We start from the raw sequence: 21,356 nt of genomic DNA, 5'->3' as shown, positions 1-21,356 counted from the left end.
GGCGACAGGGATGTCGCCTATTTTAAAAAAACACTGTACACGCCGCTAACCCCATCCACGTCATAAATGGTGATAGGTCGGCTGACGCCTTTGACCTTGACCCGAAGATGTCCTTTGATGTGCAACGGTTTACCAACTTCCTGAAACGTGGCTTCCGATATTAAAACCTGGCCGGCAATGGTTAAATCCTGAATACGTGACGCCAGATTAACCGGCGAACCAATCGCGGTGTATTGCATTCTCTTTTGCGAACCCATGTTTCCTACCATGGCATAACCGGTATTAATGCCAATACCCATGTCAAATTCCGGGAGACCTTGCCCTTGATTTAACGTGTTGACTTTTTTTAATGTCAGCTGCATGTCCAGAGCACAGGCTACGGCCTTCAAGGCATCCGATTCCGTGGAATGGGGCGCTCCAAAAATCACCATAATGGCATCACCGATGAACGAATCGATAGTACCCCCATATTTTTCAATCACATTAACCATATGCTCATAAAGATTATTGAGTGCCGCAAATACCGCCTCGGGGGGCAGCGTTTCCGACAATCCGGTAAAGTTTCTCAAGTCGCTGAATACAATGGTAATTTTGCGCTTGTCACCCTTCACAGCTAATTGGGAGGGTGATTTAAGAAGACTTTTCACTACATCATCAGACATATAACAACTAAACGCTTTTTGAATAAAATCCTTGCGTAATTGCAATGATTTTCGGGCTTTTTGCAAAGCAGCGCTGGTCAGACGATATTTTTTTTCAAGTCTGGTAACCTCCATCAGGTTCAATTGATCTTCGGTCATGGAAGCCAAATCCATTAAAATCCGACGCTTCTTTTCATCAAATGATCTGGGTATTTTATCGGAAATACATAATGTTCCAACGTTATAACCTTCCAGCGTCGCCAGTGGCACACCGGCATAAAAACGCATATAAGGTGCCCCAACAACATAAGGGTTGTTGGCAAACCGTGTATCCAGATGGGTGTCAAGCACAATAAGAGGATGATCCTGCTGAATGGTGATGTTGCACAGGGACTGTGTGCGCGGGATATTTTCAAGTTCGATTCCCTGTCTGGCTTTAAACCACTGCCGATCTTTTTCCACAATAGAAACAAACGCGATGGGAACTTCAAACAAATCCGTGGCAAGACGGACAATACGTTCATATCGCTCATCTCTTGGGGTATCCAGAATTTTCAACTCATAAACGGCGGCTAGCCGCCCTTCCTCGTCGAAATGGCGTAGGTTTTTCACTTTACTCTCCCGCGATCATAAGACAGGATTCACGATACATGAACACACAGAACAGGTTCTTTGCACTTAATTCTATTTTAGACTGCAAAAGATATTTAATTGGTTTATTTTTTGTAGCCTGTCATAAGGGCAAAGCCGAAATGCGGGAAATCGCTCACTTGGGCGTTCATCTGTTCTTCTGGTACCAGGGCGTGTCCTCATTCTGTTTCCATTTAATTTTGACAGGTTAACTGTCATTCCCGCGAAGGCGGGAAACCATTCCTGATGTGGCTCAGTGCTTGATTCAGTATGGATCCCCGCCTTCGCGGGGATGACAAAAAGACAAACATTCTGTGCAAGCTAACCTGCCAAAACAAAATGGAAATGGTACTATATTGGAACAAGAAACCGGCAATACAGCCACAGGCCTCCTTACGGGCTACCAATTTTTGTAGAAAAATCGTGAAAACAGAGCTCTGGGTGAATGCAAAATAACAGGGTCTTGCCTGGCAGGAATTGGTTCAATTTTTGAATACTTGCTCAAATTGTTCTATAATCTTTACCCTTCTTCAATAACAGGGTGCCTATGGCATGAAATATCGCACTATTATCTTGCTTTTGCCACTCATGATCATAGCCTTTTTCAGCTATTCGCATTTTTCCCATAAAAGCACCCCCAAACCGGCAACCACCTCCAACCCTGTCCATGTGGAAACATCCGTAGTCAGTGAAAAAGTGTTTGCGGAACAGTTTGAAACCCTGGGTAGTCTGGCCAGTATTGATAATATTGACATCAGTTCCGAGCTGGCCGGACAAATTGTCGCTATTCATTTTAAACCGGGTGAACCGGTCAAAAAAGGGAAGTTGCTGATCCAACTGGACGATACGGTTCTGAAAAGCGAACTGGCCACCGCCAAAGCCAATCTGGCTTTAAGCGAAACCAATTTCAAGCGCACCAATGAACTGGCCAAGCGAGGCCTGGCCTCGGCGCAATCCAAGGATCAGGCTGTCGCTGATTTGCGAGACAAACAAAACCGCGTCAAAGTGAATGAGGCACAACTGAAAAAACTCAGTTTAAGGGCACCGTTTTCAGGTACGCTTGGCTCAAGAAAAGTCAGTATCGGTCAATACGTCGACATTGGGCAACCCTTGATTACCCTGGTAGCCAACCAACGCCTTCGCGTAGAATACAGCCTGCCGGAACGGTTTTTATCTCGTTTAAAAGTCGGCCAGCATGTTCAAATTTCTTCCGACGCCTTCCCCGGACATACCTACGATGGCATAGTCAATTACATCGCGCCGTCCATTGACAAGGACACCAGAACCATTGCCGTGGAAGCGTTGATAGAAAATAAGGAGCAACACCTGTCCCCGGGTTTGTTTGTGAAGGTCAGCCATCAGATAGGCAAACAAAAAAAACGTCTTTTCGTACCGGAAGAAAGCCTGATCCCGACCATCTCCGGACAACGGGTTTTTGTCATTCGCGATGGTAGGGCGGTCGCGTTACGGGTTGAAACAGGCGCGCATTATCAAGCCATGACGGAAATAAACCGCGGCCTCAAACCTGATGACGTGATCATTATCCGCGGCCAGCATAAACTCAAAGAAGGCAGTCACGTCATTACGGCCGGGAAGGAGGTGTCGTGACTTTTCCGGAACATTGCATTCGTCGTCCGGTTTTTACTATTGTTCTGACGTTATTGCTGGTCATCAGCGGTTTGCTGTATTTTAAAAAACTACCGGTTCGTCATTTACCGAACATTGATCGCCCCATTATCACCATTATCACCATTTTTGACGGCGCAAGTCCGGATCTGGTTGAGAAGGAAATCACCATCCCTGTAGAAAATGTACTGGGCAGCATCGCCGGGGTGGATACCATTCGCTCAACCAGCCTGCTCAGCAAAAGCCGGGTTAAGGTCGAATTTCAATTGGGCGTGGACATAAATGAAGTGGTGAGTGAAATCCGCAACAAGATGTCCGCCTTGCAACCTAAATTACCGGAAGGCAGCCAGCCTCCCACCGTCAGTAAAAACGACGACGAAGCCAACCCGGTTGCCGTCATCGGCTTTCACGATCCCAACAAAAACGCCCTGGAGATTACTGATTATATTTCACGGCATGTCAAACCACGATTGCAGGAAATCCAGGGTGTGGGTGAAGTCGTTTTTCATGGCGCCCGGGAATACGCCGTCAAAATATCCCTTGATCCCGTAAAAATGGCCGCGCGAAATATCACGGTCGCAGCCATAAAAAAAACGCTCGCCCAGCAAAACATTGATGTGCCCAGCGGCCAGATTAAAAGTAAAAATCGTTTCTATACCGTGGTGACTCACGCAAGGCTCAAGGAAGTCAAGCACTTTGCCGATTTGGTTATTGCGAAACGCAAACATCATCTGATAAGGCTTGGCGAAGTAGCCATCATCAAGGTGGGCAGTGAAAATGAAGATAATCGGCTGCGTATTAACGGCAAACCTGCCGTAGGATTGGCAATTCTTGCACAATCCACCGCCAATCCGGTAGACGTTGCCCACGCGGTCAATGAAGAACTCTCGGCCATGCGCCCAACGTTTCCAGTCGGTTTTCAAGCCAACGTGATGTTTGACTCCACCCAGTTCATTCAGGAATCCATTCACGAAGTTTATAAAACGTTCCTGGAGGCCACGCTCTTTGTCGGGCTGGTTGTTTTCTTATTCCTGGGAAGCCTGCGTGCCGCCATTATTCCTATAATTACCATCCCAATCTGCCTGATTGGTGTGTTTGGCCCCATGTACTGGTTTGGCTTTGAATTAAACACCTTGACGCTTCTGGCCATGGTACTTGCCATCGGTCTGGTTGTGGATGACGCCATTGTTATCCTGGAAAACTGCCATCGCCACATGCAATCCGGGCTACCGGCCATACAGGCGGCTATCAGGGGCAGTAACGAGATCACATTCGCCCTCATCGCCATGACCCTTACTCTGGGCGCGGTCTATGCACCCATGGGATTTGTTGAAGGATTTACCGGCAAACTGTTTCTGCAATTCGGGATAACACTCGCCCTCACTGTTATCCTGTCCGGCCTGGTCGCGTTGAGCCTATCCCCCATGATGTGCTCCAGACTCTTGAAAAAAGACAGCAGTGCTTACGCGCTCTGGCTTGACAGGAATCTTGACAAGCTCAGTGCAACTTATCATAACTGTCTGAAAGCGAGTCTGCGAAAGCCGATCCGGCTTATCGCCATCCTTCTCGCAAGCACGACAGTCGGTTTGTTTTGCTATGCGCATCTGGGTGCGGAGATTGCGCCCATTGAAGATCAATCCTACATCATCGGGCCTGTCAACTCCCCGACTAACGCCAGTACTGCCTACACCGATCACTATACCAGACAACTGGAAGCACTTTATGAAGCAGTGCCTGAAAAAATGGCGTATCTTGTATCGGTGCACCCAACATCGGCTTTTACACTATTAAAACTGGTTCCCTGGAAACAGCGTTCCCGAACTCAAAAAGCGATCGGTGATTCCTTGATGGATAAAATGCAAAACATTCCGGGAATCAGTGTTTTTCCCGTTAATCCCAATCCGCTCGGGCACAGCAGCGCCAGCAGCAGTCAGCTCAGTTTTGCAGTGATGGGCAATACGTCTTACAAACGTTTAAATGAAATCAGCAATAATCTGGTCAAAATTCTGGACAGGGAACCTTTGTTGAAACATGTGAAAAATCACCTGGCGCTGGACAGCGAACAAATAGATATCGAAATAAACAGGCAACTGGCCGCCGATTTAGGCGTCAATCTTGCCGACGTTGCCGAACTGCTATCCACCATGCTTGGCGGAAGCAATCCGGTGAATTTTAATTACGACGGACAGGCTTACAAAGTCATTTTGCAATTACAGCAGTCGCAACGAGCAGATACCTCCGTACTGAACAAGCTGTATGTGCAAAGTAATCGCGGCCGCATGATCCCGTTATCCTCCCTGATAAAAATCAACAACAGCATAGGTCCCGATACCTTGCCTCACCTTAACCGCATGCGATCAGCCAGCATCACTGCGGAATTAACACCGAATACCCGCACCAGCCAGGTTGTCCCTGTTGTAGAGCGTATTCTCAATGACAACTTGCCTGAGGATATCCAGTATCGCTTTACCGGTGCGGTAAAGGATTATCTGGAATCGTCAGGGAGCAGCCTGATTGCCTTTTTACTGGCCCTGCTTTTTATCTACCTGGTGCTGGCCGCGCAATTTGAGAGTTTTATTGACCCGTTAATTGTATTGTTAAGTGTGCCGCTATGCCTGGTGGGGGCCGTAGTCGCCCTTTATTGTTTTGGGGGCAGCCTGTCCATTTACAGTAATATCGGGATGGTGACTCTCATTGGTCTGGTAACCAAACACGGGATACTAATCACAGAATTTGCCAACCAGCAATTACAGCAGGGGCAATCGAAACGTAATGCCATTCTTCACAGTGCCAAGGTACGTCTTCGACCTATATTAATGACCACTCTGGCTATGATACTGGGCGCCCTTCCTTTGGCTATGGCTTTTGGCGCCGGGGCGGAAAGCCGTCAGCAATTAGGTATTGTCATTATCGGAGGGATGATCGTCGGCACTATTTTCTCCCTGTTTGTCGTTCCTTTCGCCTACCTGCTTTTGTCTCGCCGTAAAACCGGGACAGCACTCGTTACTGTCGTGAAAGCAGGACATCATACTCACCACGCGGCTGATAGAACCATCACCGGACGCTCATAACGCGGGATTAACAAACCACTCCGTATAACATGTTTGAGATCCGGATGTGGTTCCCGCAATACGGCCTGCGGCCTCCTTACGGGCTACATTTATTTCTTTCGCCAAATCCATATGCCTCCGGAAATTAATGTAGCCCGTCATGGAGGCAAAGCCGCAATGCGGGAATCACAAGCCGCTCCGTATATTATTTTTGACATCAGGATATAGTTCCCCTAACGCGGCCTGTGTCAGGATTCATCATCGCTTCCTGACGACCAGCCCGATCCTGTTTATTTATGTTTGCCATAGCGGTATGCTGCAATGATTCGCCATAATCAAAAGAGCCTCTTATGAACGCGTACCAGCAACTGGAACAACATTTTAAAAAATATTATGACTTCGCAAATCTGGCTGCTATCGTATCCTGGGACGAAGAAACCATGATGCCCGTCGGCGGTGGTCAGGCACGGGCGCAAGCGCTGAGCACCTTAAGCGCCGTCCAACACGAATGGCTCACGCATAAGAAAGTAGAGGATTTAATCCGGCGAGCCCAAGATATGGAAGAACTAACCTTATGGCAGCAAAGAAACCTTTACTGGATTGAAAAGCAGTACCGCCAGGCAACGTGCATTCCGGCACAACTCGTTGAAGAACTGACCGGCACATCACTTACCTGCGTGCAGGCATGGCGGGAATTACGGGCAAAAAACGATTGGCAAACCTTCAAACCCTATTTAAAAAAATTATTTGAAAAAGTAAAAGTAATCGCGGAGATTAAATCACAGTTATTTCAGAAATCGTCCCTGGATGTTTTAATTGATGAGTATTCCCCGGATTTGGACTGCAAAACGATAACGCCTGTTTTTAATGCCCTGAAAAAAGAAATACCGGCCATACTCCCCAACGTCATTGAAAACCAGAAAAACCGTGACAGCAAAACCATTTCCGGTCATTTTTCTATCGACAGACAAAAACAACTGGGAATGGACATTATGTCTCATCTGGGTTTTGATTTTGACCGAGGCCGTCTGGATGTCAGCCATCACCCCTTCTGTGGCGGTATTGCAAGTGATGTCAGACTCACCACACGTTATAACGAACAGGAATTTTTATCGTCTTTAATGGCCATCAATCACGAAACCGGACATGCCCTGTATGAGCAAGGCTTGTTAAAAGAATGGCTTATGCAGCCTGTTGGCCACTCACTGGGCATGGCGGTACACGAAAGCCAATCCCTGTTTATGGAAATGCAAATTTGCCGCAGCCGGGAATTTATGGATTTCCTGGCCCCCATCGCCCAAAAATATTTTAACGATGCCCAAAACATTACCGCAGACAATCTCTTTTATCATTATACCAACGTCGAACCCGGTTTGATTCGAGTCGATGCCGATGAAGTAACTTATCCCCTGCACGTCATTCTGCGCTATGACATTGAACAACAACTGTTTGCTGGCGAAATAAGCATTGACGATTTACCGGATGTCTGGGATGCCGGCATGCAGAATTACCTGGGACTATCGACCAAAGGTAATGATAAAAATGGCGTGATGCAGGATGTTCACTGGCCTTCAGGGGCTTTCGGTTATTTTCCGGCCTACACCTTCGGAGCCTTAATCGCAGCCCAACTATTTTCAGCCGTCAAAAAATCAATTCCCGAGATCAGGGAACACATCACACACGGTGAATTCAAACCTTTGCTGGCCTGGTTAAGAGAGCATATTCACCAAAAAGCCCGATTGCTTCCCTATCAGGAGCTGTTGCGCCAGGCAACCGGTGAAGAACTGAATCCCGAGCATTATCTGACCCATATCAGGGAGCGTTATTTATGAAAGTCCGGCTAAAAAAGAATATCGTTTTTTTACTGGTTTTTTGTTTGTCGCAGACCGGCGTAACCCTGGCAGCGCGTCTGGAAGATAACAAACTAACGATCACCAACATCAATCCGCTTGTATCCCCCGAGACTTATTTTAATAACCATAAAGATACAATCAGTGTGATCCCGGATGGCACTGGTGTGCAAATTTTATTTTTTGCCGATGAACATTATTATCTTTTGGCCGGGCCGCGGTCACAACGTTTACTGACATTAAATGGCGGCAAGATTGAAGATACTTCCGCACCTTTTTTGCAACAACTTCAAGAGGAAATGAACGAGGAAACGTTTGGTCTCGTTCGGATAAAAAAAAACGGGAAACACTTTGTGCTGATCATTGATCACCACACTTACCCATTGCAGATTATCAACAAAAAAACCATGATTCAGGAGGCGCCGGGTCGTTTTGCCTATGTCACTTTTACCGGGCTTGTCTCCACCGTCACTAAGGAGCAATTGACTGAATTAGCCAATCAATTAACACCAACCGCCGTTTTTTGGGAAAAAGCAGGATCTTTTTTATTTCAAAGAGTTCAAGAAGCCCCGCAAGATCACCGATTTATGGTCTACTGGCAGGCTCAACAATCGGCGTTAAACACGTTGTTATCGGAACTGACGATGGAATACGACAGGCTGATGCAAAATGGCGAGTTATTAATCTCACCCCAGCAAGCCTTTGAGGTAACATCGCTTGACGCAGCCTGGGAAACATTGCGAACCCTCAACAGCTTCGCCCAATTGAAATACTGTTTTCAAAATACGGTGGGGCGTTATTCCGAGCGCAAAGGGTATTTTGTCATTGATGCCAAAGATCTGCTTGCCGCCGCGAATACCGGACAACCGGTGAAAGACATTAACGGACGGACTGTCAGCGACGGTATTTTTAATATTGACGCGGTCAAACGGGTATTTCCTTTAGTCATGCAAGAAAATGCTCCTAACGTCGGGTCGGCGGAATAATTTTTTTGTATTGAAGAAGAAACATCAAAATAACAACGGTCTTGAATTACATTAATTCAAGACCGTTGTACTGATAATAATTACCGATAACAACCCACCCCATCAAAACCGACCACCTGACAATGTCTGAACAACGACGTATCCAGTTGATAGGTTGCCTCTCCGTAGTGCGCGAGAATGTTCCCGTCTTTCTCTTGAGTGAGGTATCCTTGCTGATAGGAAGTCTCTTGCTGGCAAGTTGCGTCACCGGTTCTTTTCCAGGTTGCTCCTTGACTGCTTGTCATGCTTTCCTGCGCAAGAAAAGCATGGCTGACACAGGATGTTAATTTCAGGACATCAATTGTCGGAGCCGAGAAAAACACGTCGTAATTCGCCACGGCAGCCTTTACGGCATTATTCGCGTCAAGAATACCATGCCCACAAGGTTTGTTGCCCACGCACGATTTATTCGGATCGGTGCTGATCCCAAAGCCATGCGTCGTGGCATACATAATCTGTTCGACTTTCTCCGGAGAAACATCCCCATCGCGAACGGCATAAATGAGTCCTGCAATACCTGCGGCATGCGGAGAAGCCATGCTGGTGCCCTGGTAAAAATCATAACCCGAGCCTTGATAACCGCCGCCCGGATTAACCGTCGATAAAATAGCGCCTTGCTTGCCGTAACGCGCATCACCACCTGGGGCGGCGTAAGCAACGCCCGGACCATAATTGGAGTAATAGGCGCGCAACCCCTCAGGGCCGGTTGAAGCTACTTTCATGGTACCGTTACAGACCGCAGGCGCGTTATAATGTTCCCAACGGTTGTCATTGCCGGCGGCGGCGGCAATGACCGCTCCTTTTTTTCTGGCAAACCAGAGGGCGTCCTGCAACGCTTCATCGCAGTGATCAATTTCCTTGCCCGGACGTTCGTCGACACCAAAACTCATATTCAAGACCTTCGCCGGATAGGGATTTTCGGGCACGCCAGGCACATGGCCACCAACTGCCCAATAGATGGCGTTAATCACCTGACTCTCATAAAACATGCCGCTGCCGTCAGGTACCTTAATCGGTAAAATTTTCAAATGCTCGCCCACGCCACTCATGACATCGCTATACGCTGCAATCGTACCAGCGACATGAGTACCGTGATAGGATAAGGTTTCATCGCGCAAATCACGATTATTGCCCGCAAAATTCCATCCCCATACAGCTCCTGATTCATCTTTCAGTAAATTATCAGCCAGGGCGGGATGGAAGGCGACCCCCGTATCCAGCACTGCCACGACAATCGGTTTGGACGCCTGACCGCTCGTATACGCCCATGCCCCATCGCGTAACCCTGGTGCCGACTCCAGCATGACCCCGGCCGGCGCAGAAAATTCATCCCACTGCAGCTCATGGGACAAAGGTGGTAGCAGATCGTCCTGGCTTGGGTTGGGCAGCGGTTTAAAGTGCCCCACACGATCCTTGACGGCGTATTGTACCGCCGGGTTTTGACGCAGTTGTTTCACGACCCAGTCGGTCGCGTCCTGGCCTTTCATGAGAGATTTTGATACGCCTTGACTGGAAAAAGTCATGGTATAAAATCCACCGGCCATCGGTTGCATGGTTTTCGGAGCCACAGCGATCGTATGAGCCAGTTGCTGCTTGGCGTTGAGTAATGCGGTAGTTTTTTTAAATTTGACAATGACGTGAATATCCTTATTAAACTCGGCAGCCATCACGCCTTGTGCCAATGATAAAATAGCGAGCCCTATTAATCCTGACTTACCTCGCATGGAACCTTCTCCTTTCCTGAATATGGCTATTCAGTATGCAGGAGAAAATTTTTAGCAACAAGCACCAGGCAGATAAAAGCCCGCAAAACGGCCGCGGGCCGCCTTTCTTTTATAAAAAATAGTGTGAAATTTTCGTTCACGGAACCATGAAACGCTGACGATAGTCGGATGGGGTATAGGAAGTCCAGCGCTTGAATGCCTTGGAAAAACTGGATGTGTCATTAAACCCCAGTAGAAAACTGATTTCCGTCACAGACATCGTATTGTTTCTTAAAAACGTTTCCGCTTTTTGCTGCCGGACACTATCAACCAGTTCCTGATAGGAAATACCACAACGCTGCAAATGCCTTCTCAAGGTCCGTGACGACATACACAATTGCGCCGCTACTTTTTCCATGCTGCTGTCCAGTAAATTGTCACGCAATAAAATCATTTGTATACGGCTGGGTAAATCTTCCTGGGCTGCTAGTTGATCGGATACGGCTTGTAGTTGCTGTCTCGCCTGCTGATAGCTGACATCATCGGCAAAATTTACCGGATAGTTCAATTCGTCAGCCGCCAACCAGAGCCGGTTACTATCGGAATTAAAATGCACATCCGTTTGCAGCATTCTGTAATAGTAATCCGCATGGGAAGGTTGTTGATAATCCACATCAATACGTAAACAGGGAACCGTTTTGTTGATTAGAAAAGTTCTCATCTTGACTATGTGCATCATGACCATTTCAACAATAAAACGTGTTATAAGCGGTTCAAGAGGGACAAGCACCAGTTCCATAAAAAATTTATCAGGGCCGGCATCATGCAAATCTATTTGTAACAGACTGGTACGGGTATTGAGATATCGCAGCATAATCTGGATGGCGGCTCCCATAGTCGGGCTGGTCATCGCCGCGTAACCCAAAAATCCATGATTCACTATGGTTATATTTTGACCAAAAAACAATCCCAGATAAGCGCATTGGCTTTGTTCGTAAGCAGCGTGGACAATGCGGGTAAATTCTTCCAGAGTTAAAAAAGCCTGCGGATCATGAACACGCTTGTCATCAAATCCAAGACTTTTTAAGAAATGCCGGACACCAAAGGATTCGAGGCATTTTTCCAGGCTAGACAGGTAATTGGCGGCGATTGCTTGTTTCATCCGTTCCTTCCACGAAACATTATCCGGACTTGACACCGATATCCCGTACCAATTTGCAGCAAATCGGTACGGCGCAATCTTTTTCATCTATTAGGGAAGTAACGCCCATTAATAGCGATAATGATCCGGTTTAAAAGGCCCATCAACAGGTACACCGATGTAATCCGCCTGTTCCTGAGTTAACTCAGTTAATTTTGCACCAATTCGTCCAAGGTGTAAACGAGCCACTTTTTCATCCAGATGCTTGGGTAATACATAGACTTGCCGTTCGTATTGATCACCATGATGGAACAACTCCAGTTGAGCCAGAACCTGATTGGTAAAAGAAGCGGACATAACAAAGCTTGGATGTCCCGTCGCACAACCCAGATTAACAAGACGTCCTTCGGCCAGAACAATCAGGCGTTTTCCATCCGGGAATACAACGTGATCCACTTGCGGCTTGATATTTTCCCAACGATACTGACGCAAACTCTGAATATCAATCTCCGAATCAAAGTGTCCGATATTGCAAACAATAGCCTGATTACGCATGCGTAACATATGCTCGTGCGTAACCACGTGGAAATTGCCGGTTGCAGACACCACGATGTCTATCTGATCCGCCACATCATCCAGCGTCACCACACGATACCCTTCCATTGCGGCCTGCAAGGCACAGATAGGATCGATTTCACTGATCCAGACGGTTGCGCCCTGTCCTCTCAAAGCCTGGGCGCAACCTTTACCGACGTCGCCATATCCCAGGATAATCACGACCTTACCGGCAATCATAACGTCCGTGGCACGCTTCAAACCATCCAGCAACGATTCACGGCAGCCATACAGATTGTCAAATTTTGATTTGGTCACCGCGTTGTTGACATTAATGGCCGGAACCATGAGTTCATCACGCTTTGCCATTTCATACAATCGGGCTACTCCGGTTGTGGTTTCCTCGGAAACACCCCTGATATTTTTTAATAACTCCGGGTATTTCTCATGGAGCATCTGGGTCAAATCACCGCCGTCGTCCAGCAGAAGATTCGGCGCCCAGCCATTCGGACCGCGCAGGGTTTGTTCCACGCACCACCAGTATTCCTCTTCGCTCTCTCCTTTCCAGGCAAACACAGGGACACCTGTGGCTGCAATGGCGGCCGCAGCCTGATCCTGGGTTGAAAAAATGTTACAGGACGACCACCTGACCTCGGCTCCCAGCGCAGTCAATGTCTCAATTAATACCGCGGTCTGAATGGTCATGTGCAGACAACCGGCAATTCGAGCCCCTTTCAGGGGTTGTTGATGGCCAAATTCCTCTCGCAACGCCATCAAACCGGGCATTTCAGTTTCAGCAATGGCTATTTCCTTACGCCCCCAGTCGGCCAGGGACATATCGGCTACTTTAAAATCCTGTGTGTTTTGTTGTGTCTTGATAGTAGTATTCATAACGGTCATTTACTTTATCCTTATAATACGGCGTTATACGATTATAACGCTCTTTTCAGCACGTCCACTTTATCGAGGCGTTCCCAGGGGAAATTTTCTCGCCCATAATGACCATAAGCCGCCGTTTGACGGTAGATAGGCCGCAATAAATCGTGATGCTCAATAATGCCTTGAGGCGTCAGGTCAAAATGGGTATTAATTAAATCAATGATGGTTCGGGAAGGTAATCGACCGGTACCAAACGTCTCGACACTGATGGAAGTAGGCTCAGCGACTCCTATCGCGTACGACACCTGCAGTTCGCATTTGTCCGCAATACCGGCGGCAACGATGTTCTTGGCGACATGTCGGGCGGCATAAGCGGCAGAGCGATCCACCTTGGACGGATCCTTGCCTGAAAAACAGCCGCCGCCATGACGGGCCATACCGCCATACGTATCGACAATAATTTTTCGGCCGGTCAATCCACAATCCCCCAGCGGGCCTCCAATGACAAAACGTCCCGTCGGGTTGATAAAATATCGGGTAACGTCGGTGAGCCAATGGGCTGGCAGCACCGGTTTGATGATCTCCTCGCGTACCGCTTCTATTAAATCGTTCTGGCTGACGTCCGGGGAATGCTGGGTTGAAAATACAACCGTATCGACGGCAACAGGCTCACCCTGCTCGTAGCGAAGGGTCAATTGACATTTGGCGTCCGGCCTTAGCCAGGGCAATTTCTTTTCTTTACGCAATTGAGCCTGTTTCATCATCAAACGATGAGAATAGGCAATAGGGGCAGGCATATACACGTCGGTTTCCCTGCTCGCATAGCCAAACATCAGCCCCTGATCACCGGCGCCGAGAATTTTAGTGTCTTGATTATCCACACCACGGGCTATATCCGGCGACTGCTTGCCAATGGCCGATAAAACGGCGCAGGAAGCCCAGTCAAATCCCATATCGGAACTGTTGTAACCAATGTCTTTTATGACCTCGCGGACAATGTCCTCCACATCAACCCATGCCCTGGTTGTTATTTCTCCTCCAACCAGAACCATGCCTGTTTTTACCAGCGTTTCACAAGCTACGCGAGCATGAGGATCTTTCGTTAAAATAGCATCCAGTATGGTGTCGGAAATCTGATCCGCAATTTTATCCGGATGCCCCTCTGAAACGGATTCTGAAGTAAACACATGGAAATCGGTCACTGCCTGTTCTCCCTTGATTGTTAATTGCTGGAATCCATCATGGCGATGAATTCGTCAAAAATGATTTCAATATCATGAGGTCCCGGTCCCGCTTCAGGATGCCCCTGAAAACCGAACGCCGGTTTCTCTTTATGTTTAATGCCCTGCAGACTCTGATCAAACAGGGAACGATGCGTGACCTGCAAGGTATCGGGTAACGTGGATTCCTCCACGGCAAACCCGTGATTCTGGCTGGTAATAAAAACACGTCCCGGTTCACCGGTTTCCATCACCGGGTGATTGGCGCCATGATGGCCAAATTTCATTTTGATTGTTTTGGCACCGGCGGCCAGGGCAAGGATTTGAAAGCCCAGACAAATGCCAAAAACGGGGATTTTAGCATCAAGAAACGCTTTTGTCGCAGCAATGGCATAATCACAGGCAAAGGGATCGCCCGGGCCATTGGACAGAAAAATTCCGTCGGGATTCAGAGCGAGCGCTTCTTCGGCGGTTGTGGTTGCCGGAACCAGGGTAATGTGGCATCCCCGGTCATATAAAATCCTTAAAATGGTATGTTTCACCCCGAAATCGTAGGCGACCACCTGAAAACGATGTGGTTTTGATTTTACAAGAGCCCATTCACCCTGCCCCTGGTGCCATCGCTCAATCGTCTGGCGGGATACTTCAGAAGCCAGATCCATGCCTCCCAATCCCTGGAAATGTCTGGCTTTCTCGACGACGTCGTCAGGCTTTTCCGTCTGCGTGCTGATGCAGGCACCTATCGCTCCCTTATCGCGTAAATGTATGGTCAATTGCCGGGTATCGATACCGGCTATGGCAACCACACCATGTTTTTTGAGCCATTCCGGCAAGGAATGACGGGAACGATAATTACTGGGCGATAACGTACAATTACGCATCACCAGGCCGGACGCCCATACGCGTGAAGACTCCATATCCTCCTCGTTACATCCGGTATTTCCTATATGGGGAGAGGTTAAAGTAATAATTTGTCTGGCGTAGGAAGGATCGGTCAGCATTTCCTGGTAACCGGTCATGGAGGTATTAAAAACCAGTTCGCCTGTACAATCACCTTCGGCACCCACCGAAAGTCCTTGGAAAACTGTACCGTCGGCCAGTGCTAATATTGCAGGTTTTGTAAACATCTAGTGCTCTTTAATCAAAGTTTTCCTGTTTCGGCTGCCAATGTCCATTGAGATAACGCTGACACCGAAACAAAAAAAACACGATGAGGTAAAAATACGCAATTGTAACGCACAGACATTAAAATTTCATGTCTTCAAAAAATTTTTTTACGCCATCAAACCAGGATGCGGAACGCGGCGAGTGATTTTTTTTACTACTCTCCAGCGAATCCTGCAATTTCCCCAATAATTCCTTTTGCTCGCGCGATAAGTTGACAGGCGTCTCAACCACAACCCGGCACAACAAATCACCCACGCCCTGTCCGCGCACCGATTTGATACCCTTGCCACGCAAGCGGAAAACTTTACCGGTTTGTGTTTCAGAGGGAATTTTAAGAGTGACCCGGCCTTCAAGAGTTGGAACCTCGATGGAGCCTCCCAAAGCGGCAGCAATGAAACTGATAGGCGCTTCGCAATATAAATCGCTGTCCTGCCTTTCAAAAATCGCATGTTTTTTCACACTGACCTGGACATACAAATCACCACTCGAACCGCCGTGCATTCCGGCTTCGCCCTCACCGCTTAACCGAATTCGATCGCCGTTATCAACACCGGCCGGGATTTTCACAGTCAATTTCTTGCTTTCCCGAACTCGGCCCTGACCATGACATTGTTCGCAAGGATCAAGAATAACCTTGCCTTCGCCATGGCAGCTTGGACAGGTTTGCTGGATGGAAAAAAATCCCTGCTGAATACGTACCTGACCAATACCATTACAGGTTTCGCATTCCTTGGGCCTGGATCCCTTTTTCGCACCGGAACCATTACAATTGCCGCAGGTCACATGCTTGGGCACGGTAATTTCAATCTGTTTTCCCGCCGCGGCCTCCTCGAGTGTCAACTGCATATTATATTGCAGATCAGCACCCCGTTGCCCTCGCGACTGCCGGCTATGCCCCCGGCCTCCTGAAAATATGTTTTCAAAAATATCTTCAAAAACATCGCCAAAACCACCGAAACCGCTAAAACCGGCTCCGCCGCGCATGGAGGCATCCACACCGGCATGGCCGAACTGATCGTAGGCGGATCGTTTTTCAGGATCGGACAGAACGGCGTATGCTTTTTGTATTTCCTTGAATTTCTCTTCGGACGCTTTGTCATTGGAATTACGATCAGGGTGGTATTTCATCGCCAGTTTGCGATAAGCCTTCTTGATTTCACTCTCACTGGCATTTTGGCTCACGCCAAGAAGTTCATAATAATCCTGTTGTTCCATGACTACTCACATCAATATCAATAATTTGCTATCCGCTTTATACAAAACACATAGCCACTAAACGACAAAAGAGCGATAAAACACCCTCCCGACAACCGGAACAAGTCCGGCACGAACCAGCGGTAACGCTATGCTCATGATGATTAAGAGCATGTATTCCCGCAGCTCGGGTTCCGTGTACTTGTCTCATCCAAAAATTTCAGGCCGGGCTGTCAATTTGACAACCCGGCTTACAAAAAATGCACCAGACAAGTACGTGGCACCTGACGTCCTTTCTATTTATTCTTGTCCTCATCATGAACTTCCTCAAATTCGGCATCAACGACGCCTTCATCCGTTTTGCCGGTTGATTCCTGAGGTTGCTCATGGCCGCCTGCCGCACTGGCGCCTGCCTCGCCTTCTGACGCTTTTTTGGCGTAAATTCGTTCCGCCATTTTAGAAGACGCGTCGGTCAGCACTTTTATTTTCTCTTCGATATGGGCTTTGTCATTGCCTTTTACCGCTTCTTTCAATTCTGAAATGGCGGACTCAATGCCGTTTTTCTCATCTTCAGACAATTCATTGGCCAAATCTTTCAATGATTTTTCACTGGTATGAATCAAGCTGTCCGCCTGATTACGAATCTCGGTCATTTCCTTGAATTTCTTGTCTTCCTCGGCATGAGACTGGGCATCCTTGACCATGGCTTCGACTTCCTCGTCACTCAAACCACTGGACGCCTTAATCACAATGGATTGGGCCTTACCCGTCGCCTTGTCTTTGGCAGATACGTTAAGTATACCATTCGCATCGATATCAAACGTCACTTCAATTTGCGGCACACCACGGGGAGCCGACGGAATATCACTTAAATCAAATCGTCCCAATGACTTATTGGCGGACGCCTGTTCCCGCTCACCTTGCAGCACATGCACCGTCACGGCCGTCTGATTGTCATCGGCTGTCGAAAATACCTGGTTGGCCTTGGTGGGAATGGTGGTATTTTTTTCAATAAGCTTGGTCATGACACCACCCAACGTTTCGATACCCAAAGACAACGGGGTCACGTCCAGCAACAGAATATCTTTCACATCGCCTGATAAAACGGCAGCCTGAATGGCGGCACCAACGGCTACGGCTTCATCAGGGTTTACATCTTTACGCGGTTCCTTGCCAAAGAAGTCCTGAACCGTTTTTTGCACCAGAGGCATTCTTGTCTGTCCGCCGACCAGAATAACTTCATTAATCTGAGACACCTTCAGGCCAGCGTCTTTCAGCGCTGTTTTACAAGGCTCGACCGTGCGCTCAACCAGCTTTTCAACCAGCGACTCCAGTTTGGCTCGGGTCAATTTAATATTCATGTGTTTCGGGCCGGAAGCGTCCGCAGTGATGTAAGGTAAATTCACATCGGTTTGTTGCGCGGAGGACAGCTCGATTTTGGCTTTTTCAGCCGCTTCCTTGAGCCGTTGCAATGCCAACGGATCGCTATGCAGATCAATGCCGGTGTCTTTCTTGAATTCCGCAGCCAGATATTCAATCAAGGCCAAATCAAAATCCTCACCGCCCAGGAAGGTATCCCCGTTGGTAGCAAGTACTTCAAATTGATGCTCGCCATCGACTTCCGCGATTTCAATAATGGATATATCAAAGGTACCGCCGCCAAGGTCATACACGGCGATAACGGAATCGCCGCGTTTTTTGTCCATACCATAAGCCAGAGCCGCTGCCGTCGGTTCGTTAATGATACGTTTCACTTCAAGACCGGCGATACGTCCGGCGTCTTTGGTCGCCTGACGTTGGGAATCATTAAAATAAGCAGGTACGGTGATCACAGCTTCCTTGACTTCCTCACCGAGATAATCTTCCGCCGTTTTTTTCATTTTGCGCAGTACTTCCGCGGAAATCTGCGGCGGCGCCTTATCCTGGCCTTTGACTTTAACCCAGGCGTCACCATTATCGGCCTTAACAATTTTGTACGGAACCATTTTAATATCTTTTTGTACAACCGAGTCGTCAAATCTACGGCCAATCAAGCGTTTTACGGCAAACAGCGTTTTATCCGGATTGGTGACGGCCTGCCGTTTGGCGGCCTGTCCAACCAGTATTTCATCATCGTCGGTAAACGCAACGATGGATGGTGTGGTTCGATGCCCTTCGCTGTTTTCAATAACACGAGGTTTATCACCTTCCATGACAGCCACGCATGAATTCGTTGTGCCAAGGTCAATTCCGATAATCTTTGCCATTGTAGTATTGCTCCGCTCATTATATTAATTTGTATTGTTTGTCATATGGGGGAAAAAATATAAATTTCAAGCATCCATTCAAGTATTTTCATCCGTGGATTTCGATTTGGCGACGATAACCCGTGCCGGACGAATGATTCGATCATTCAGGCGGTATCCTTTCTGAAAAACCGTCAATACGGAATTAGGTTTCGCTTCGGCCGTTTCCTGCATGGTCATGGCCTCGTGCTCCTGAGGATTGAACGGCTCTCCTGACGGGTCTATTTGATAAACATCCTGTTTTTCAAGAACGTCCAGAAACAGTTTCATAGTCAATTGTAACCCTTCATACATCGCGCCATGCTTGTCCTTATCCGCAAGTTGTATGGCCTGCTCCAGGCTATCAATCACGGGAAGCAGGGATGCGATGATTTTTTCTTGACCGTAACGGTGGGCGTTAGCCACATCACGTTCTGCCCGACGGCGGACGTTTTCAAGTTCCGCCAGAGCCCGCACCGATTTTTCCCAATTTTCATGGGCTTTCTGTTCGGCAAGGGTTAATTTTTCCTCCAATGCGGTATAACTGGGATGATCCAGCGCGCTCCCGAATCCGGAAACCTCTTCCTCTTCATCCTCATCAAAGTCATGTGCTGATTCTTCATTTTCAATACCTGGCTCATGATCTTCTTTAATTTTCTGCCATTTTTTTGTTTTATCATCACTCATGCGAACATCCTCAATTCAACCGATTTTCGTAAACTGGGGTCAGAATTTTAAAATTCAAGGCTTTAAAACAAGAATATGTGAAATTCGATAGGCTACCTGCAAACGCATTCCGCTTGCACCATTTGTACATTCAGCGCATACTAGGCTTTGTGGCCTCATGTCATTCATTGAAGCCGCATTCCAGTATTTTTATCATGAAAGGTTTTGTATGCGTTCTTGGTCTCCTGTTTCCTGGCAGAAATTTTCGTACCAGCAGGCAGCCGTTTACCCGGATGAAGTCCAGCTGAAAAAGGTTGTTGATCAACTGTGTCAACTTCCTCCCCTGGTTACCAGCGGAGAGATTCTCCGACTAAAAAAAGCCATAGCTCTCGCCGGACGTGGACAGGCGTTTATCCTGCAGGGCGGGGATTGTGCGGAATCGTTCGAGGATTGCCGCACGGATATTATCAGCAATAAACTCAAAATTCTTTTACAAATGAGTCTGGTTCTTTTGCACGGGATGCGTAAACCCATTATTCGGATTGGCCGCATAGCCGGCCAATACGCCAAACCGCGCTCATCCGATTTTGAAACCATTGACGGGGTAACATTGCCCAGTTACCGCGGTGATCTGGTCAACTCCCCGGAATTTAACGCGCGGTCACGAACCCCTAATCCCAAACTGATGCTGCAAGGTTACAGTTGTGCCGCAATGACCCTTAACTATATCAGAGCATTGCTGGATGGGGGCTTTGCCGATTTGCATCACCCGCAGCGCTGGGATCTCGGTTTCGTGGAACATTCGGGCCAGGCGGAAGAATATCACGCTATTGTCCGCTCCATTGCCGACTCTCTCGATTTCCTCGATTGCATCGACGGCCTGAGCAGCAGCAACCTGAATAAAGTCGATTTTTATACGTCTCACGAAGCGTTACACCTTCATTACGAACAGGCATTGACGCGAAAATCCCATGACAGGCACTGGTATGATTTATCGACCCATCTACCGTGGATTGGTATGCGCACCGCCCAACTGGAAAGCGCCCATCTGGAGTTTTTACGCGGCGTCCAAAATCCCATCGGCATTAAAATAGGCCCGTCAGCAACCAGGGAATGGCTGCAGGATGTTCTGAAAATCGCCAATCCCGAACGGGAAGAAGGTCGCGTATTACTGATTACCCGGCTTGGCGCCGACCAGATCGAACAGTTGCTTCCGCCCCTCATTGAAGCGGTCAAATCTACGGATTATCCGGTGACCTGGTCTTGCGATCCCATGCACGGCAACACGGAAACCACCGCAAAAGGCATTAAAACCCGCCGCTTTGACAACATATTGTCCGAATTGCGGCAAGCCGTTACTATCCATCAAAAAATGGGCAGCTATTTGGGTGGTGTTCATTTTGAACTGACCGGCGAGAATGTCACCGAATGCACCGGTGGTGCACGAGGACTGAATGAAGAGGATTTAAAGCACGCCTATCGCAGTCTGGTTGACCCGCGACTTAATTACGAACAATCCCTGGAAATGGCTTTACAGCTAAGCAGGCAGTTTTATTCTTAAATTATTTTGCGGTAGCAGCCCTTGTAGCCCGTCATGAAGGCGAAGCCGTAATGGGGGAAAACGTTCATCAGTGGCACATCAAACCCGCAATACGGCCACAGGCCTCCTTACGGACTACCGCTCTTTTACAAAAAACATGTAGCCCGTCATGAAGGCGAAGCCGAAATGCGGGACAACGTTCACC

Annotated in this window: 14 protein-coding genes; 5 read left to right on the top strand and 9 right to left on the bottom strand. The window is 48.0% G+C overall.

What is annotated here, in order from left to right; translation table 11 throughout:
- Positions 1-17 precede the first annotated feature (17 nt).
- Positions 18-1,253, bottom strand: coding sequence for an adenylate/guanylate cyclase domain-containing protein (locus tag CKW05_RS04045; protein ID WP_058484071.1), 1,236 nt, complete (start codon positions 1,251-1,253; stop codon positions 18-20).
- Between the two features lie 570 nt (positions 1,254-1,823).
- Here CKW05_RS04045 and CKW05_RS04035 point away from each other — a divergent pair.
- The 4 genes from CKW05_RS04035 (at position 1,824) to CKW05_RS04020 (ending at position 8,783) form a co-directional block, all read left to right on the top strand.
- Positions 1,824-2,879, top strand: a complete 1,056-nt coding sequence (locus CKW05_RS04035) for an efflux RND transporter periplasmic adaptor subunit (RefSeq protein ID WP_058484073.1) — start codon at positions 1,824-1,826, stop codon at positions 2,877-2,879.
- Entirely contained in the window at positions 2,876-5,968 is a 3,093-nt protein-coding gene (locus CKW05_RS04030) for an efflux RND transporter permease subunit (protein WP_058484074.1), read from the top strand. The genes CKW05_RS04035 and CKW05_RS04030 overlap by 4 nt, the downstream gene beginning before the upstream one ends.
- Positions 5,969-6,297: 329 nt before the next feature.
- The gene (locus tag CKW05_RS04025; protein WP_058484075.1) at positions 6,298-7,779 is read left to right on the top strand and encodes a carboxypeptidase M32; all 1,482 of its coding nucleotides are present in this window, start codon (positions 6,298-6,300) and stop codon (positions 7,777-7,779) included.
- Entirely contained in the window at positions 7,776-8,783 is a 1,008-nt protein-coding gene (locus tag CKW05_RS04020) for a hypothetical protein (protein ID WP_058484076.1), read from the top strand. Before CKW05_RS04025 ends, CKW05_RS04020 begins: the two co-directional genes overlap by 4 nt.
- An 80-nt stretch (positions 8,784-8,863) precedes the next feature.
- Here the strand turns inward: CKW05_RS04020 and CKW05_RS04015 are convergent, their stop codons facing one another.
- The 8 genes from CKW05_RS04015 to grpE form a co-directional block, all read right to left on the bottom strand.
- Complete coding sequence (locus CKW05_RS04015; protein ID WP_058484077.1) at positions 8,864-10,546, bottom strand: S8 family serine peptidase; 1,683 nt, start codon at positions 10,544-10,546, stop codon at positions 8,864-8,866.
- A 136-nt stretch (positions 10,547-10,682) separates the two neighbouring features.
- Entirely contained in the window at positions 10,683-11,687 is a 1,005-nt protein-coding gene (locus CKW05_RS04010) for an AraC family transcriptional regulator (RefSeq protein WP_058484078.1), read from the bottom strand.
- Positions 11,688-11,795: 108 nt separating this feature from the next.
- On the bottom strand, positions 11,796-13,112 hold the full coding sequence (gene ahcY, locus CKW05_RS04005; RefSeq protein ID WP_162264433.1) for an adenosylhomocysteinase: 1,317 nt from the start codon (positions 13,110-13,112) through the stop codon (positions 11,796-11,798).
- 41 nt (positions 13,113-13,153) lie between these two features.
- Positions 13,154-14,302, bottom strand: coding sequence for a methionine adenosyltransferase (gene metK / locus CKW05_RS04000; protein ID WP_058484080.1), 1,149 nt, complete (start codon positions 14,300-14,302; stop codon positions 13,154-13,156).
- A gap of 20 nt (positions 14,303-14,322) precedes the next feature.
- A complete protein-coding gene (gene carA, locus CKW05_RS03995; RefSeq protein WP_058484081.1) occupies positions 14,323-15,447 on the bottom strand; it encodes a glutamine-hydrolyzing carbamoyl-phosphate synthase small subunit in 1,125 nt (374 codons plus the stop codon).
- Between the two features lie 118 nt (positions 15,448-15,565).
- Positions 15,566-16,702 carry a molecular chaperone DnaJ gene (gene dnaJ, locus CKW05_RS03990; RefSeq protein WP_058484082.1) on the bottom strand — a complete coding sequence of 379 codons (1,137 nt, stop codon included), beginning with the start codon at positions 16,700-16,702 and terminating at the stop codon, positions 15,566-15,568.
- Between the two features lie 275 nt (positions 16,703-16,977).
- Positions 16,978-18,927 (bottom strand): molecular chaperone DnaK, encoded by a 1,950-nt coding sequence (dnaK, locus tag CKW05_RS03985; protein ID WP_058484083.1) that lies wholly within the window; start codon positions 18,925-18,927, stop codon positions 16,978-16,980.
- 78 nt (positions 18,928-19,005) lie between these two features.
- Entirely contained in the window at positions 19,006-19,632 is a 627-nt protein-coding gene (grpE, locus tag CKW05_RS03980; protein ID WP_058484084.1) for a nucleotide exchange factor GrpE, read from the bottom strand.
- A 208-nt stretch (positions 19,633-19,840) separates the two neighbouring features.
- On the opposite strand from grpE, the gene CKW05_RS03975 reads away from it, so the two are divergent.
- Complete coding sequence (locus CKW05_RS03975; RefSeq protein ID WP_058484085.1) at positions 19,841-21,172, top strand: 3-deoxy-7-phosphoheptulonate synthase class II; 1,332 nt, start codon at positions 19,841-19,843, stop codon at positions 21,170-21,172.
- Positions 21,173-21,356: the final 184 nt, after the last annotated feature.

This window comes from Legionella spiritensis (genome assembly GCF_900186965.1).
Taxonomy (GTDB): Bacteria; Pseudomonadota; Gammaproteobacteria; order Legionellales; family Legionellaceae; genus Legionella_C; species Legionella_C spiritensis.
This window is presented reverse-complemented; position numbering and strand designations above follow the sequence as displayed.